Below are 13,902 nucleotides of genomic sequence, written 5' to 3'. Positions count from 1 at the left end.
TTTCCTGCATCACAACGAACGATGTAAGGAACCGGATTATGAAGATTGTCGGGGCTGAAGTATTTGTTACCTGCCCGGGGCGTAATTTCGTCACCCTAAAAATTACCACCGATGAGGGGATCGTTGGCCTGGGCGATGCCACGCTGAATGGACGCGAGCTGTCCGTTGCCTCTTACCTGAAAGATCACCTTTGCCCGCAGCTGATTGGCCGCGATGCGCACCGCATCGAAGATATCTGGCAGTTCTTCTATAAAGGCGCTTACTGGCGTCGGGGACCGGTCACCATGTCTGCCATCTCGGCCGTGGATATGGCACTGTGGGATATCAAAGCCAAAGCGGCTAACATGCCGTTGTACCAGCTTCTTGGCGGCGCATCGCGCGAAGGGGTAATGGTTTACTGCCACACCACGGGCCACACCATCGACGACGTGCTGGAAGATTACGCCCGCCATAAAGAGATGGGCTTCAAGGCGATCCGCGTGCAGTGCGGCGTGCCGGGAATGAAAACCACCTACGGTATGTCTAAAGGAAAGGGGCTGGCGTACGAACCCGCCACCAAAGGCGACTGGCCGGAAGAGCAGCTGTGGTCCACGGAGAAATACCTCGACTTCACGCCGAAGCTGTTTGACGCCGTGCGCAACCGGTTTGGCTTCAATGAGCATCTGTTGCACGACATGCATCACCGCCTCACACCGATTGAAGCGGCGCGTTTTGGCAAAAGCATTGAAGCGTACCGCATGTTCTGGATGGAAGACCCGACGCCTGCCGAGAACCAGGAGTGCTTCCGCCTGATCCGCCAGCACACGGTCACGCCGATTGCGGTGGGCGAAGTGTTTAACAGCATCTGGGACTGCAAGCAGCTTATCGAAGAGCAATTGATCGACTACATCCGGACCACCATTACCCATGCGGGCGGGATCACCGGTATGCGTCGCATTGCGGACTTTGCTTCGCTCTACCAGGTGCGTACCGGCTCGCACGGCCCGTCGGATCTCTCGCCGATTTGTCACGCCGCAGCGCTGCATTTCGACCTGTGGGTGCCAAACTTCGGCGTACAGGAATATATGGGCTACTCCGAGCAAATGCTGGAAGTCTTCCCGCACAGCTGGCGCTTCGATAACGGCTACATGCATCCGGGCGACAAGCCGGGGCTGGGCATTGAGTTCGACGAGAAGCTGGCAGCGAAATACCCGTACGATCCGGCGTACCTGCCGGTTGCGCGTCTTGAAGACGGCACGCTGTGGAACTGGTAAACGAGGAGCGAACGATGAAAAGCATAGTGATCCAACAGCCCGACGCGCTGGTGATTGAAGAGCGCCCGATCCCGGTACCTGCCGCAGGCGAAGTGCGCGTCAAAATCTCCCTGGCGGGCATTTGCGGCTCAGACAGCCACATCTACCGTGGGCATAACCCGTTCGCCAAATATCCGCGCGTGATTGGTCACGAGTTTTTTGGCGTGATCGATGCCATCGGCGAGCACGTGGAAGCGTCCCGTCTTGGCCAGCGCGTGTCGGTTGACCCGGTTATCAGCTGCGGCCACTGCTACCCGTGCTCGGTGGGCAAGCCTAACGTCTGCACCTCGTTGGTGGTGCTGGGCGTTCACCGCGACGGCGGCTTTAGCGAATATGCCGTGGTGCCCGCCAAAAACGTATGGCCAATCCCGGATGCCATCCCTGATAAACATGCGGTGATGGTCGAGCCGTTTACCATCGCGGCCAACGTCACCGGTCAGGCAAACCCTGGCGAGCAGGACGTGGCGCTGATCTACGGCGCAGGTCCGATGGGGCTGGTCACCGTTCAGGCGCTGAAGGGCGTGTATAAGGTGAAACAGGTCATCGTGGTCGATCGTATTGACGAGCGGCTGGCGATGGCGCAACGCAGCGGCGCGGACTGGGTCATCAATAATGGCGAACAGTCTCTGCAGGCTGTGCTGGAAGAGAAGGGGATTAAACCTACGTTAATTATTGATGCCGCCTGCCATCCGTCGATTTTACAGGAGGCCATTACGCTGGCCTCTCCGGCGGCGCGTATCGTCCTGATGGGCTTTTCCAGCGACCCGAGCCAGATTGTTCAGCAGGGCATCACCGGCAAAGAGCTGTCGATATTTTCCTCGCGCCTGAATGCCAATAAATTCCCGGTCGTGATCGACTGGCTGGAAAGAGGGCTTATCGACCCTGAAAAACTGGTTACCCATACCTTTGACTATCACCACGTTACAGACGCAATCGAACTGTTTGAAAAAGACCAGCGGCAGTGCTGCAAAGTCTTACTCACATTCGGCCAATAATAATTCACGCGGTTAAGAGCCTGCGCAGACAGGCTCTGAGTGGTACGCATCTTACCTTTTAGAGATAGCCATTATGACTCAAGCACAACCTCAACGATCCACGTCCGACCTGGTAAAAGCCGCCGTCTCCGGCTGGCTGGGCACCGCGCTGGAGTTTATGGATTTCCAGCTCTACTCGCTGGGCGCCGCACTGGTGTTCCATGAAATCTTCTTCCCGGAACAGTCCGCCGCGATGGCGCTGATCCTCGCAATGGGCACCTACGGCGCGGGCTATATCGCGCGTATCGTCGGCGCCTTTATCTTCGGCAGAATGGGCGACAGCATCGGACGTAAAAAGGTGCTGTTTATCACCATCACCATGATGGGGATCTGTACCACCTTAATTGGCGTATTACCGACCTACGCGCAGATTGGCATTTTCGCGCCGGTGCTGCTGGTCACGCTGCGTATCATTCAGGGCCTGGGCGCCGGGGCGGAAATCTCCGGGGCAGGGACCATGCTGGCGGAGTACGCGCCGAAAGGAAAGCGCGGCATTATCTCCTCGCTGGTGGCCATGGGCACAAACTGCGGCACGCTGAGCGCGACGGCGATTTGGGCGGTGATGTTCTTTGCGCTTGACCGCGAAGAGCTGGTTGCCTGGGGCTGGCGCGTGCCGTTCCTTGCAAGCGTGGTGGTGATGATCTTTGCCATCTGGCTGCGAATGAACCTCAAGGAAAGCCCGGTATTCGAAAAAGTGAACGATGCAGAAGCTGCCGCACCGCAGGCCGTACAGGACACCTCTCTGGGCGCGATGTTCAGAAGTAAATCGTTCTGGCTGGCCACCGGGCTGCGTTTCGGTCAGGCGGGCAACTCAGGCCTGATCCAGACGTTCCTTGCGGGCTATCTGGTGCAGACGCTGCTGTTTGATAAAGCCATCCCAACCGATGCGCTGATGATCAGTTCAATCCTCGGGTTTATCTCCATTCCGCTGCTGGGCTGGCTATCGGACAAGGTGGGACGCCGGTTGCCTTACATCATTCTCAACATCTCGGCGATCGTTCTGGCGTACCCGATGCTGTCGATCATCGTTGACAAGAGTTATGCCCCGGGCGTGCTGATGCTCTCCATCATCGTGATTCACAACGTGGCGGTGCTGGGGCTGTTTGCCCTGGAGAACATCACCATGGCGGAAATGTTTGGCTCGCGAAACCGCTTTACTCGCATGGCGATTTCGAAGGAAGCCGGCGGCCTGGTCGCGGTGGGCTTTGGTCCGGTGCTGGCAGGGATCTTCTGCAACATGACCGGCTCCTGGTGGCCTATAGTGGCGATGCTGGTGGTTTACTCGCTGATTGGGCTGGTCTCTGCGCTCCTGATGCCTGAAGTGCGCGACCGTGATTTGAGCGACGCTGAAGATGCTGCCGAAGTGCCTCAGAAAGAGCGTGCGGCATACGGGGCACTCTCCACCCGGCGTTAATGGTTTATATGTTTTGGGATATGTCACACAACTTATTGCTCATGTCACACCACATGGCAAAAAGTTAATATAAATCAATATCTGAAATCGACGTATCAGTATGGTTGATGGCAGTCCTTTTTTTCTCGCTACTGCCATTCTAGTTGGTGTAGTCAGCAGGCGCTGTCGCTCTTGCCGGAGCGGCAGCGGTTCTTAGCTTTCTAATTTAACGAGTCACAATCATGGAAAATCGGTTATTACAGGCGAAGGCCACGCTGCCTCAGTACGATCGTGAACGCCTCAACGCGCGTATTGTTCACCTGGGCTTTGGCGCATTTCATCGCGCACATCAGGCGGTCTACGCCGACATTCTTGCCGCAGAACACGACAGCGACTGGGGATACTGTGAAGTGAACCTGATCGGCGGTGAACAGCAGATCGCCGATCTGAACGCGCAGGACCATCTCTACACCGTGGCGGAAATGTCTGCCGACGCCTGGACCTCCCGCGTCGTGGGGGTGGTGAAAAAGGCGCTGCATGCCCAAGTTGATGGGCTGGACGCTGTCCTGTCGGCGATGTGCGAACCGCAGGTGGCGATTGTTTCGCTCACCATTACCGAGAAAGGGTACTGCCATTCGCCTGCCACCGGGCAACTGATGCTCGATCATCCGTTTATCGTGGCGGACCTGCAAAATCCCCATCAGCCAAAATCTGCACCGGGCGTTGTGGTTGAAGCGCTGGCGCGGCGTAAGGCAGCCGGCCTGCCGGCCTTTAGCGTCATGTCCTGCGATAACATGCCGGAAAATGGTCATGTGATGCGCAACGTTACCTGCGCCTACGCACGTGCCGTCGACGCTGAACTGGCAGACTGGATCGATGCCAATGTTACCTTCCCGTCAACCATGGTCGACCGTATCGTCCCGGCGGTCACGGCCGAGACGCTGGATAAAATTGAACAATTGACTGGCGTTCGCGATCCGGCTGGGGTGGCCTGCGAGCCGTTCCGTCAGTGGGTGGTGGAAGATAACTTTGTCGCCGGGCGTCCACAGTGGGAAAAGGCCGGCGCTGAGCTGGTATCAGACGTTATTCCTTTTGAAGAGATGAAGCTGCGTATGCTTAACGGCAGCCACTCGTTCCTGGCCTATCTCGGCTATCTGGCGGGTTATCAGCACATTAACGACTGCATGGAAGATGCGAACTACCGCAAAGCCGCTCACGCGCTGATGCTGAAAGAGCAGGCCCCAACGCTGAAAGTGCAGGGTGTGGATTTAGGCCATTACGCCGATCTGCTGATCGCGCGTTACAGCAACCCGGCGCTGCGTCACCGCACGTGGCAAATTGCGATGGACGGCAGTCAGAAACTCCCGCAGCGTATGCTTGATTCCGTGCGCTGGCACCTGGTCCATCAGCAGCCTTTCCCGCTGCTTGCATTGGGCGTGGCGGGCTGGATGCGCTATGTCGGCGGCGTGGACGAGCAGGGTCATGCCATCGAGGTAAGCGATCCGCAGCTGGCGGCGATCCAGTCAGCGGTAAACAGCAGTGCAGAAGGCGAGAGCCGCGTGAAAGCGCTGTTGGGTATCGAGGCGATCTTTGGCAAAGAACTGCCGCAGGAAGCTGTTTTTGTCGATGCGGTAATGAACGCGTACCAGATGCTGCTACAGAAGGGGGCGAAGGCCACGGTGGCGCAATACGCGGCGCAGGGTTAATGCTTCACATGCCGCCGTTCGCGGCGGCATGGCTTTGTGCCTGTTAGTGCATTCCCAGGCGAATCAGTTCAATCGGTTCAAATTTACCGTCACAACCTTCGACTTCCACCGTTTTGCTGCGACGCACCTGTGCAGCATCCAGCCCGGTGCTGTGGATCGCTTTAATAATCCCCGTGCGGCCCGTGCCGTTAATCATTACGCGGCTGCCGGTGGTGATTGCGTTGCGGTTACGGTCATATGTCATCATGGTAATTTCTCCTCTCTAACCTATCCGTTACGGCGCTATTCAGACCGCGCCATTTACGGGCACTATAAATACGCCTCTCTTTAACGATTGTTTTTGTTTTTGATCAAACTCACACTTTTTTCTTTATTACGGCCCGCGTTGACGCTTCTGAACCGCTATTTACAAAACGGACAAATGTTTTCACGAACTGATAGTTTACCCACGTTAACGTTGAGGGTTTGTTTATAGTGCGAATGGCACTCTGGTTACAGGAAATACCCCTTTCATCTGAATTAAGGAGTCAGGCTTATGTACAAAAAGATTTTGATGCCTGTTGATGTGTTTGAAATGGATTTGAGTGACAAAGCGGTGCGTCATGCGGCTAATCTCGCCAAAGCGGAAGGTGCCTCAATCACCCTGGTTAATATCCTGCCTGTCAGCGGCCGCTCGTTACTGCGCGGGTTCAATGCGGATATTAAAAAGTTTGAAGAGTACATGACCACCGAGTCTGATAAAAAGATGACGGCGTTAAAGCGCTTGTTTGATATCGACCCGGAGAAAATTGAGTGCAAAGTGCGCTTTGGCAGCGTGCGCGATGAAATTATTAAAATGAGTAAAGAAGGGGATTATGACGTGATCGTTATCGGTTCGAAAAACCCGAGCATCACAACCCATTTACTCGGCTCCAACGCAGAGTCTATTCTGCGCTACGCCAGCATCCCGGTATTAGTTGTCCGCTAACAACCTCGCCGCAACCGCAAGGGGGCGGCGAATATTACTCTTCGCTGAACCAGTCGCTATTTTCCTGACGAATAAGCTGCACGGATTCACTTATTTCCTGCAGGTGCAGAGTCATCGCATTTTCCACACCCTCCAAATCCCGTTTTTCCAGCGCATTAAAAATATCATGGTGCTGTCGGAGCAGCATTTCCGGCGGCGAAACATGGTCAAGGCTCATGTAACGCACGCGGTCAATGGTGGCTTTGATGTTTTCGATGGTATCCCACGCTAGCTGACAGTCGGCGATTTGCGCCAGCTTCTGATGAAACTCGTCATCCAGCTGGAAAAAGTCATTGAGCTGTTTACGATCAATCGCAATGCGCTGCTGATGCAGGTTTTGCTCCAGCAGGTAGCACTGGTTTTCGTTGATCAGCGTAGCCGCCCGTCGCACAACCGCGCACTCAATCGCCTGACGGACGAAACAGCCGTTACGGACCTGCGAAAGCGAAATTTTGTTCACATAGCTGCCGCGCTGGGGGCGGATCTGAATCAGGCCGTTTTCAGCCAGCTTGATAAACGCCTCACGCACCGGCTGACGGGAAACGTCAAAACGCACCGACACCTCTTTTTCAGACAGCGGAGTGCCAGGCGGGATCAGGCAATGGACGATATCACGTCGTAAAATGCGATAAATTTGCTGGTTAACAGGCTGGGTGGGGTTGAGTTGCGATTCAGCGGCCATGTGTTGTGATTTCTCAGAGAGTTAACCTGACTAGACTACCATTCTTTTGCCCGCCATCACAGACCCGGCCCGCAGGCCGGGCGGGGCAAATTAGCCGCGATGGACGCTCAGTCCGGCAAAGCTCTGGCTGACCGGCATCATTTCAACGGTGTTGATGTTGACGTGTTTAGGCAGCGTCGCCACCCACCAGACCGTCTCGGTGACGTCTTCCGGGGTCAGCGCATTCGCGTTTTCGTAGGTTTTACCCGCTTTCGCGTCATCGCCTTTGAAGCGGACGTTAGAGAATTCCGTCCCGCCCACCAGGCCTGGTTCAACGTCCGTCACGCGGATAGCCGTGCCGTGCAGGTCGGTGCGCAGGTTCAGGCTGAACTGGCGCACGAAGGCTTTGGTTGCGCCGTAGACGTTGCCGCCTGCGTAAGGCCAGCTACCGGCGGTAGAGCCGATGTTGATAATGTGGCCGCTGTTGCGTTCCACCATGCCGGGCAGCACGGCGCGGGTCATGTACACCAGGCCCTTGTTGTTGGTGTCGATCATGTTTTCCCAGTCTTCCACGCTGGCTTTATGGGCGGGCTCCATGCCCAGCGCCAGACCGGCATTGTTGACCAGAACATCAATGGCACGCCACTCGGCCGGCAGGTTCGCGATCATCTCTTCAATGGCCGCGCGGTTACGTACGTCCAGTTGCGCGGTCAGGATGCTGTCGCCCAGCTCATCCTTTAGCTCCTGCAGGCGCTCCTGACGGCGGCCTGTTGCAATCACTTTATGGCCGTTGGCGACGAAGCGACGCGTGATGCATTCACCAAAACCCGCGGTCGCCCCGGTAACTAAAATTATCATCTCACTGTTCCTCAACGCTTTTTGTGTTGTACTACCATAGCACGCTCGCGGGCGGCCCGTTAAGGCTACATTTGTATGATGGCATTGCAGGCGCTGACGGCCTGGCCTACTCTGGGGGAATACACCGTTCTGAGGAGTGAAAAATGTCGGTCAACAATCCTTTTTTTGACATCAGCCTGCTGCCGTATCAGGCACCGCGATTCGATCTTATTGAAGACAGCCACTATCGCCCGGCATTCGACGAAGCCCTGCGCCAGAAGCGTGCTGACATCGACGCTATTATCGCCCAAACGTCCCCACCGGATTTTGACAACACCGTGCTGGCGCTGGAGAAAAGCGGCGCGATGCTATCACGCGTCAGCAGCGTCTTTTTTGCCATGACCTCCGCGCACACCAACGATGATCTGCAGGCGCTGGATGAGCAGTTCTCAACCGAGCTGGCGGAGCTGGCAAACGATATCTGGCTTAACGACACGCTTTTCTCCCGCGTCGAGCGCGTCTGGCAGGATCGCGCCGCGCTGGATGCGGAATCCCGTCGTCTGGTGGAAGAGACCTGGCAGCACTTTGTCCTTGCGGGCGCACGCCTTAACGCTGCCGAAAAAGCGGAGCTCAAAACGCTGAATACGGAATCCGCCTCGCTGACCAGCCGCTTTAACCAGCGTTTACTCGCCGCAGACAACGCGGGCGGGCTGGTGGTGGACGATGTTCAACAACTCGATGGCCTGAGCGCGGACCAGATTAGCACCGCCGCGCAGGCCGCAACGGAAAAAGGTCTTCGCGATCGCTGGCTGATCCCGCTGCTTAATACCACGCAACAGCCCGCCCTCGCCGCGCTGCGCAATCGCCAGACGCGTGAACGTCTGTTCAAGGCCGGATGGGATCGCACCCAAAAAGGCGATGAAAACGATACCCGCGAGCTGATCCGCCGTCTTGCGTCGCTGCGCGCGCGGCAGGCTCAGCTGCTCGGATTTGAGGATTACGCAAGCTGGAGCACCGCTGACCAGATGGCGAAAACGCCTGCCGCCGCGCTGGCCTTTATGCGGGGGATCGTGCCTGCGGCGCGTGGGCGGGCGGCGCGTGAACAGGCTGATATCCAGAAGGTGATTGACGACGAGCAGGGCGGTTTTACCGTTGAAGCATGGGACTGGGCCTACTACGCCGAGCGCGTGCGCTCGGCAAAATACGCGCTCGATGAGTCGCAAATCAAACCTTACTTTGCGCTCAATACCGTCCTGCACGACGGCGTATTCTGGGCTGCCAGCGAGCTGTTTGGCATTCGTTTTGTTGAGCGTTTTGACATCCCGGTGTATCACCCGGACGTGCGCGTATGGGAAATTTTTGACCACACCGGCGAGGGGATGGCGCTGTTTTACGGTGACTTCTTCGCCCGCGACTCAAAAAGCGGCGGGGCGTGGATGGGCAATTTCGTCGAACAATCCTTTGAGTCTTGCGCCCGCCCGGTGATCTACAACGTGTGCAACTATCAAAAACCCGCTACCGGCCAGACGGCACTTCTCTCCTGGGATGATGTCATCACGCTGTTCCACGAGTTTGGTCATACGCTGCACGGCCTGTTTGCCAGCCAGCGCTACGCTACGCTTTCTGGCACCAATACGCCGCGAGACTTTGTTGAGTTTCCGTCGCAAATCAACGAACACTGGGCCAGCCACCCGCGCGTGTTTGCGCACTATGCCCGTCATTATCAAACCCAGGAACCCATGCCGGATGCCCTGCGGGATAAAATGCTGAACGCCACCCAGTTCAACAAGGGCTACGACATGACGGAGCTGCTCAGCGCTGCCTTGCTGGACATGAACTGGCACAGCATTCGCGACACCGTTGATAACGTAGAATCGTTTGAGGCCGAGGCGCTGAAAAAGGAAGGGCTGGATCTTCCCGCCATCCCGCCACGCTATCGCAGCAGTTATTTCGCCCATATCTTCGGCGGCGGCTATGCGGCGGGGTATTACGCCTACCTGTGGACCCAGATGCTGGCAGACGATGGCTTTCAGTGGTTTGTCGAGCAGGGTGGTTTGACTCGCGAAAACGGGCAAAAATTCCGCGAGGCGATTTTGTCGCGCGGGAACAGCACTGATTTAGCAGAACTTTATCGCCAGTGGCGTGGGCACGATCCGAGGATTGAACCGATGCTGGAGAATCGCGGGTTGAGTTCGTAAGGACTATTTCAGGCTGGAAGCAGAACCGGGCGCGGTGCCCGGTTTTTGCCCGATTTTTTCTTCCCCAAAACGCCTCCAAAATTCCTCCCCAACATGAATTCTTAAATTCTGCGAAATTTGCAGAGGGATACGGTCCAATTATTCACTTAGCTACTCTTTCACTTTCACCCATTCGAGACCGCGATCGTTATGATATTGCGCTGTCATCCTGTCTGATGAGTGACCGGGTAGCAGCTGGGTATTGATGCCTTGCCCCTCATACAGACGCTCCGATAGAGAACGCTGCTCGTGAAAAGTCGGCATTGTTTTCCCATCCTCCACGGAAATCCAGACGCTGCGGAGCGTTTGCGCCATTCTCGTTGATTTTGGGCTTTAGATACTTTGCACATCAACATAACCCGCTTTCAGGCCGCAGATAAAACTGCGTCAGGAGCTTAATTTATCCTGCTTTTTTGTCCGCAACTCGTTAATAATACCTAAAAAAGCAAGCCCGACGGGAACAAGGGATCCCCACAGGACTGCGTTCCAGCCGTAGAGATTGAGCAGAGCACCTGAAGAAAATGACCCAACAATCATCACTCCAAACACCACAAAATCATTCAGGGACTGGACCTGGGTCTTCTCTTCGGGACGGTGATATTCAATGATTTTTGCCGATGCGCCGGTGAAGCCAAAATTCCAGCCCAGACCCAGCAAAATCAGCGACAGCCAGTAGTGAAAAATATCGGTTCCACTGAGTCCGGCCAGCACAGAACATGCCGTGATAAGCAGACCCGCAGCGGCGATACGCATGGCCCCAAAGCGGTTAATTAATTTGCCGGTGAAAAAGCCCGGACCGTACATGGCAATAACATGCCACTGGATACCGAGATTGGACGCCTGCTGAGAAATGCCGTGCATGTGCATTGAGAGTGGGGCTGCCGTCATCAGGAAGTTCATCACCATATAAGTGACCGCACCGCTGAATACGGTTCTGGCAAACCCTGGCTGACGGACAATTTCGCGTAAAGGCCGCCCACCCGTTTTTACCGCGCCGGCAGGTTCTGTGGTTTTCACGCCTTTGAGTATGAATGCCGAAATGACGGCCACGAGCGCCTGGGCGAGGAACGTGACGGCGAATGTATGAGGCAGCCAGAGGTGCATCGTTCCGGAAACCAGCATAGGACCAACCACGCCAGCTATCACTCCGCCTCCCATAACCAGCGACAAAGCCCTGGCCCGGCGTTCGGGCGTGACGCCGTCCGTTGCGGCAAAACGAAAGCTGAGCGCAACGGCCGCATATGCTCCCCCCATAAATGCGGCAATGCAGAAAAGTATAAAAGAGCCAATGACGACGGCAAGTGCAGCGGTCAGTCCGGTAATGACGCCAGCCCCGGTGCCGACCATAAACGCAGTTTTACGGCCATTTTTCCGCGCCAGTGAACCTAACGGTAAGATGCAGGCCGCCATCCCAAGTACAAACATGGTGATGGGCAGCGTGGCCAGCGAGCTTGCAGGCGCAATCGAGTTACCCACAATTGCGCCTGTGGCATAAAAAACCACAGAGTTAGCACCGGCGAGAGCCTGTGCGGCCGACAGGCGGATGATATTGTTTTTCTGATCTGCAACGGGCAGGAAATGTGCTGCGGACATATGATTAATTATCCTGATTCATGGTGAGCACTATCCGGTATCGCGCCAAACCCTGCTTCAGTCTGCTGAGCGCCTCATTTGCCCTTTCAAATGGCAGCAGCTCTGTAACAGGCAAAGCCTGAAAGAGGTGGCTGAACTGCAGTGCGCGCTCGGTTTGCGCCGGTGTGCTGACGAAAGATCCTGTCAGGGTACGTTCAGCGCCGATCATCATACCGGGCATCACCTTTAACGGCGTTTGTCCGGTACCCAGCAGAATCGCTTTTCCCCGGGGTGCCAGAGAGGACAGGAGGGCTGAAACCGTTTCTGAAGCCGGTGCCGTTGCCACAATAAAATCCACACCGCCGTCATTTTTCAGGCGTTCTGATGCGTTTTCCTCAAGTGTATCGATGTAATGATGCGCACCCAGCTCAAAGGCCGCTCGCTCTTTTTCATTACCCCGCGCAATTACGGTCACCTCAAAACCCATTTTACGGGCGTACTGAACGGCCATGTGGCCAAGGCCACCTACTCCGAGAACCGCGACTCTGTCGCCCGCCCTTGCGCCTGAATTACGCAGCGCGTTGAAGGTTGCGGTACCGGCGCAAAGGATCGGCGCGGCATGTACGGAAGAAAGCGCGGAGGGGATGGCTATCAGCGCGGTGTGCCGCATGACGACGTACTCTGCGTAGCCGCCATCACAGCTGAGTCCAGGCGTAAGCTGGTTTTCACAAAGATGAAAAAGCCCGCTGCGGCAAGGTTTGCAGTGCTGACAGTACCCCCCCAGACGTCCGACGCCTACCCGCTGACCAGTTTGCCAGATATCGGGTACCCTGTTTCCCTTCCGGGCAATAAACCCGACAATTTCATGTCCCGGTATACGGCCGGGCTGGCCCGCCTGCGGTGCTTTTTCCGCGTCCCGGAGATCGGCACCGCATACGCCGCATGCTTCAATTTTGATGAGCACGTCGTCCGGGCCGGGAGCGGGTACCGGCCGCTCGGTCATTTCCAGCACACCGGGGGCAACGATCTGCATAGCGCGATATTTTTTATTCATAAGTTGCACCGGAAAATTTGGGGTTGTCAGATGGCAAGGGCGACAAGAAAACGGGACACCATGTTATAGGCGGCGACAGTAGCAACCGCTTCCACGGTCTCTTTTTCACCTAACAGGCTTTTCAGCGCACCGATTACATTCTCCTCAACCACGACGTTCCGGGTGGACTGGTCCGTAAGCTGTATAAGCAACGTTTCGGTGTCATTAAAGACGTGTGGCGCGGAGGATAACCGCAGCGCTTCTGCTTTTTCAGCCGTTCCGCCTGCATCCAGATAGGCAGGGTAGTGCACATTCCATTCAAATTCTGCTTTATTCAGCCAGGCAACACGCAGCATGATCAGTTCCCGGTATTCAAGGCTGAGTGAAAATTCCTGACGTACCCGTACCATCAGTTCGTTCCAGCCCGTGGCCAGGGGGGCACTCTTCAGTAATACCCGGTCAATATCTATCAGTTTTCCGCCGGGCCGACGGGCCTTTATCGCGTTGAGAAGATCGGCGTCGACTGGCTCTTCATCCTGCCAGGGAGTTACTCTTGATGTGTTCATATTATTTTTTCCTGTAGAACAGAACAATCCAGCCGCGTCAGCTCAGTATTAAGTCACCTTCGATCAGTATATTCTGGGCCAGTAACCACCGGTTCAGAGAGGAGGCAATCACCCGCTGATGAACCCCTTCAAACTGATGCACCGTGCCGCCACCGCTTACATGGATGACATACACAAGCCTGCCGGAAGCATCCTCTGCAGGTCTGTCACCGGAGGCCGGTCTACCCTTCGGAAGGTGCCCGTCAGTGTGTATTTCAAGATGCGTAAGGGCGAGACTTTCAGCCCTGGCTTTGAGAATAAAGGCGGCCATCATGCAGGCATTGAACGCAGCGAGCATCAGCTCCTGGGGGTCAGGAGCCAGCCCTTCGCCACCCAGCGAAACCGGTTCATCGGAATCGATAACATGACTTTGCAGGGCAGCCGGAGCGTCGTCTGCGGAAAAGGACTGGCAGAGCGTTCGGCTGGCCATGCCCCCCTGCCACGAGGTGACAAGGTCATAACGCGCGGTCTGGATTTGCATAATTACTCCAGTGCCGCACGCGGGTAAGCGCGTGCGGCATGGTCA

At 56.1% G+C, this 13,902-nt stretch carries 13 protein-coding genes and 1 pseudogene; 6 read left to right on the top strand and 8 right to left on the bottom strand.

The window, feature by feature from the left end; translation table 11 throughout:
* The first annotated feature begins 38 nt into the window (after nucleotides 1-38).
* The 4 genes from rspA (at nucleotide 39) to ACWKX3_RS05905 (ending at nucleotide 5,425) form a co-directional block, all read left to right on the top strand.
* On the top strand, nucleotides 39-1,253 hold the full coding sequence (rspA, locus tag ACWKX3_RS05920; RefSeq protein ID WP_006175038.1) for a starvation-sensing protein RspA: 1,215 nt from the start codon (nucleotides 39-41) through the stop codon (nucleotides 1,251-1,253).
* Between the two features lie 14 nt (nucleotides 1,254-1,267).
* A complete protein-coding gene (locus ACWKX3_RS05915) occupies nucleotides 1,268-2,287 on the top strand; it encodes a Zn-dependent oxidoreductase (RefSeq protein ID WP_454541449.1) in 1,020 nt (339 codons plus the stop codon).
* A 73-nt stretch (nucleotides 2,288-2,360) separates the two neighbouring features.
* The gene (locus ACWKX3_RS05910) at nucleotides 2,361-3,740 is read left to right on the top strand and encodes an MFS transporter (RefSeq protein ID WP_006175040.1); all 1,380 of its coding nucleotides are present in this window, start codon (nucleotides 2,361-2,363) and stop codon (nucleotides 3,738-3,740) included.
* A gap of 221 nt (nucleotides 3,741-3,961) precedes the next feature.
* Nucleotides 3,962-5,425: a mannitol dehydrogenase family protein gene (locus ACWKX3_RS05905; protein WP_454541448.1), complete on the top strand. Its 1,464-nt coding sequence runs from the start codon at nucleotides 3,962-3,964 to the stop codon at nucleotides 5,423-5,425.
* 43 nt (nucleotides 5,426-5,468) lie between these two features.
* Here ACWKX3_RS05905 and ydfZ read toward each other — a convergent pair whose 3' ends face one another.
* A complete protein-coding gene (ydfZ, locus tag ACWKX3_RS05900; RefSeq protein WP_006175042.1) occupies nucleotides 5,469-5,672 on the bottom strand; it encodes a putative selenium delivery protein YdfZ in 204 nt (67 codons plus the stop codon).
* Nucleotides 5,673-5,960: 288 nt separating this feature from the next.
* Between ydfZ and ACWKX3_RS05895 the strand changes: the two genes are divergently transcribed.
* Nucleotides 5,961-6,392 carry a universal stress protein gene (locus ACWKX3_RS05895; protein WP_006175043.1) on the top strand — a complete coding sequence of 144 codons (432 nt, stop codon included), beginning with the start codon at nucleotides 5,961-5,963 and terminating at the stop codon, nucleotides 6,390-6,392.
* Between the two features lie 34 nt (nucleotides 6,393-6,426).
* Here ACWKX3_RS05895 and ACWKX3_RS05890 read toward each other — a convergent pair whose 3' ends face one another.
* Together ACWKX3_RS05890 and ydfG are read right to left on the bottom strand one after the other, a co-directional pair.
* Nucleotides 6,427-7,113: a GntR family transcriptional regulator gene (locus ACWKX3_RS05890; RefSeq protein ID WP_102890973.1), complete on the bottom strand. Its 687-nt coding sequence runs from the start codon at nucleotides 7,111-7,113 to the stop codon at nucleotides 6,427-6,429.
* Between the two features lie 90 nt (nucleotides 7,114-7,203).
* Entirely contained in the window at nucleotides 7,204-7,950 is a 747-nt protein-coding gene (gene ydfG / locus ACWKX3_RS05885; RefSeq protein ID WP_006175045.1) for a bifunctional NADP-dependent 3-hydroxy acid dehydrogenase/3-hydroxypropionate dehydrogenase YdfG, read from the bottom strand.
* A 143-nt stretch (nucleotides 7,951-8,093) separates the two neighbouring features.
* Between ydfG and dcp the strand changes: the two genes are divergently transcribed.
* The gene (dcp, locus tag ACWKX3_RS05880; protein WP_454541447.1) at nucleotides 8,094-10,127 is read left to right on the top strand and encodes a peptidyl-dipeptidase Dcp; all 2,034 of its coding nucleotides are present in this window, start codon (nucleotides 8,094-8,096) and stop codon (nucleotides 10,125-10,127) included.
* 150 nt (nucleotides 10,128-10,277) lie between these two features.
* On the opposite strand, the pseudogene ACWKX3_RS05875 reads toward dcp, so the two are convergent.
* From ACWKX3_RS05875 to ACWKX3_RS05855, 5 genes and pseudogenes are all read right to left on the bottom strand, one after another.
* Nucleotides 10,278-10,433 (bottom strand): annotated as a pseudogene (locus tag ACWKX3_RS05875) (integrase); the annotation flags it as partial.
* A gap of 120 nt (nucleotides 10,434-10,553) precedes the next feature.
* Nucleotides 10,554-11,759: an MFS transporter gene (locus ACWKX3_RS05870; RefSeq protein WP_454541446.1), complete on the bottom strand. Its 1,206-nt coding sequence runs from the start codon at nucleotides 11,757-11,759 to the stop codon at nucleotides 10,554-10,556.
* 4 nt (nucleotides 11,760-11,763) lie between these two features.
* The gene (locus tag ACWKX3_RS05865) at nucleotides 11,764-12,792 is read right to left on the bottom strand and encodes a zinc-binding dehydrogenase (protein WP_454541445.1); all 1,029 of its coding nucleotides are present in this window, start codon (nucleotides 12,790-12,792) and stop codon (nucleotides 11,764-11,766) included.
* Nucleotides 12,793-12,818: 26 nt separating this feature from the next.
* Nucleotides 12,819-13,337 carry a carboxymuconolactone decarboxylase family protein gene (locus ACWKX3_RS05860; RefSeq protein ID WP_400443621.1) on the bottom strand — a complete coding sequence of 173 codons (519 nt, stop codon included), beginning with the start codon at nucleotides 13,335-13,337 and terminating at the stop codon, nucleotides 12,819-12,821.
* Between the two features lie 37 nt (nucleotides 13,338-13,374).
* Entirely contained in the window at nucleotides 13,375-13,857 is a 483-nt protein-coding gene (locus tag ACWKX3_RS05855) for an OsmC family protein (RefSeq protein ID WP_454541444.1), read from the bottom strand.
* Between the last annotated feature and the right edge of the window lie 45 nt (nucleotides 13,858-13,902).

The organism is Enterobacter sp. UPMP2052, from assembly GCF_053709675.1.
Note: the sequence above shows the minus strand (reverse complement) of the source record. Positions and strands in the feature narration are given on the sequence as shown.

Bases quoted from the DNA above. Each gene is read 5' to 3' on its own strand.
- ACWKX3_RS05910 (WP_006175040.1), top strand. From the start codon at position 2,361: ATGACTCAAGCACAACCTCAACGATCCACGTCCGACCTGGTAAAAGCC.
- ACWKX3_RS05870 (WP_454541446.1), bottom strand. From the start codon at position 11,759: ATGTCCGCAGCACATTTCCTGCCCGTTGCAGATCAGAAAAACAATATC.
- ACWKX3_RS05860 (WP_400443621.1), bottom strand. From the start codon at position 13,337: ATGAACACATCAAGAGTAACTCCCTGGCAGGATGAAGAGCCAGTCGAC.
- ACWKX3_RS05855 (WP_454541444.1), bottom strand. From the start codon at position 13,857: ATGCAAATCCAGACCGCGCGTTATGACCTTGTCACCTCGTGGCAGGGG.
- rspA (WP_006175038.1), top strand. From the start codon at position 39: ATGAAGATTGTCGGGGCTGAAGTATTTGTTACCTGCCCGGGGCGTAAT.
- ydfG (WP_006175045.1), bottom strand. From the start codon at position 7,950: ATGATAATTTTAGTTACCGGGGCGACCGCGGGTTTTGGTGAATGCATC.
- ACWKX3_RS05915 (WP_454541449.1), top strand. From the start codon at position 1,268: ATGAAAAGCATAGTGATCCAACAGCCCGACGCGCTGGTGATTGAAGAG.
- dcp (WP_454541447.1), top strand. From the start codon at position 8,094: ATGTCGGTCAACAATCCTTTTTTTGACATCAGCCTGCTGCCGTATCAG.
- ACWKX3_RS05905 (WP_454541448.1), top strand. From the start codon at position 3,962: ATGGAAAATCGGTTATTACAGGCGAAGGCCACGCTGCCTCAGTACGAT.
- ACWKX3_RS05890 (WP_102890973.1), bottom strand. From the start codon at position 7,113: ATGGCCGCTGAATCGCAACTCAACCCCACCCAGCCTGTTAACCAGCAA.
- ydfZ (WP_006175042.1), bottom strand. From the start codon at position 5,672: ATGATGACATATGACCGTAACCGCAACGCAATCACCACCGGCAGCCGC.
- ACWKX3_RS05895 (WP_006175043.1), top strand. From the start codon at position 5,961: ATGTACAAAAAGATTTTGATGCCTGTTGATGTGTTTGAAATGGATTTG.
- ACWKX3_RS05865 (WP_454541445.1), bottom strand. From the start codon at position 12,792: ATGAATAAAAAATATCGCGCTATGCAGATCGTTGCCCCCGGTGTGCTG.